The organism is Myxococcus eversor (assembly GCF_010894455.1).
Lineage (GTDB): Bacteria > Myxococcota > Myxococcia > Myxococcales > Myxococcaceae > Myxococcus > Myxococcus eversor.
This window is the reverse complement of sequence record NZ_JAAIXY010000079.1, coordinates 1-1,067: the sequence shown is the minus strand read 5'-3', so window position 1 is coordinate 1,067 and position 1,067 is coordinate 1. Positions and strand designations below refer to the sequence as shown.

The 1,067-nt window shown below is 69.0% G+C and carries 1 protein-coding gene; it reads left to right on the top strand.

Features of this window, described 5'->3' with window-relative positions; translation table 11 throughout:
• Positions 1-1,067 (top strand): phosphopantetheine-binding protein (locus tag G4D83_RS45210; RefSeq protein WP_163871165.1); only part of this gene is annotated, 1,067 nt, incomplete at both ends.

The window sequence follows — 1,067 nt, the reverse complement described above, 5'->3', positions numbered from 1 at the left end:
CACGTCGTCTCCGCATTCCGCCTCCAGGGTGCTCCCTCCTCCTGGCCTCGCCTGCCTTCCATCGGCTCGCCCGTCGGCCACACCCAGCTCTTCGTCCTCGACCCTCTCGGCCAGCCCGTCCCCATCGGCGTCGCGGGTGAAGTCTTCGTTGGCGGCACCCACCTCGCCCACGGCTACCTCGCCCGCCCTGAAACCACCGCGCAGGCGTTCGTGCCGAATCCGTTCTCGGGTGTGCCCGGCTCTCGCCTCTACCGCACCGGCGACTCCGCTCGCTGGAAGGCCGACGGCACCTTGGAGTTCCTCGGCCGCCTCGACTTCCAGGTGAAGGTGCGTGGCTTCCGCGTCGAGTTGGGCGAAGTCGAGTCCGTCCTCCGCTCCGCTCCCGGCATGCGTGACGCCGCCGCCGTCGTCCGTGAGGACGTCCCCGGCGACAAGCGCCTCATCGGCTACGTCGTCCTCTCTTCCGACTCCGCCCTCGACTCAGAGGCCCTTCGCACCTTCCTCCTCAAGCGGCTGCCTGAGTACATGGTGCCCTCCGCCTTCATCTCCCTGGCGGCCCTCCCTCTGACTCCCAGCGGAAAGCTTGCTCGCAAGCTGCTTCCCGCTCCCGACGCCGACACCCTGCGCGGCGACTCCTCCTTCGTCGCTCCTCGCAACCCCGAGGAAGAGAAGCTCGCCTCCCTCTTCGCCACCGTCCTCCGCCTGGAGCGCGTCGGTGTCACCGACAACTTCTTCGCCCTCGGTGGCCACTCCCTCCTCGCCACCCAGGTCATCTCTCGCATCCGCTCCTCCTTCGGCGTCGAGCTTCCCCTCCGCGCCCTCTTCGAGGCGCCCACCGTCGCCTCCCTCGCCGCTCGCATCCTCTCGGCCTCCCGCGAGGGCTCCACCGCTCAGCCGCCTCCCATCCTCCCTGTCCCTCGCACCGGCCCGCTGCCCCTCTCCTTCGCTCAGCAGCGTCTCTGGTTCATCGACCAGCTCCAGCCCGGCTCCTCCACCTACAACATGCCCTCCTTCGTCCGCCTGGACGGGCATCTCGACATCAACGCGCTCCAGCTCAGCTTCGATGA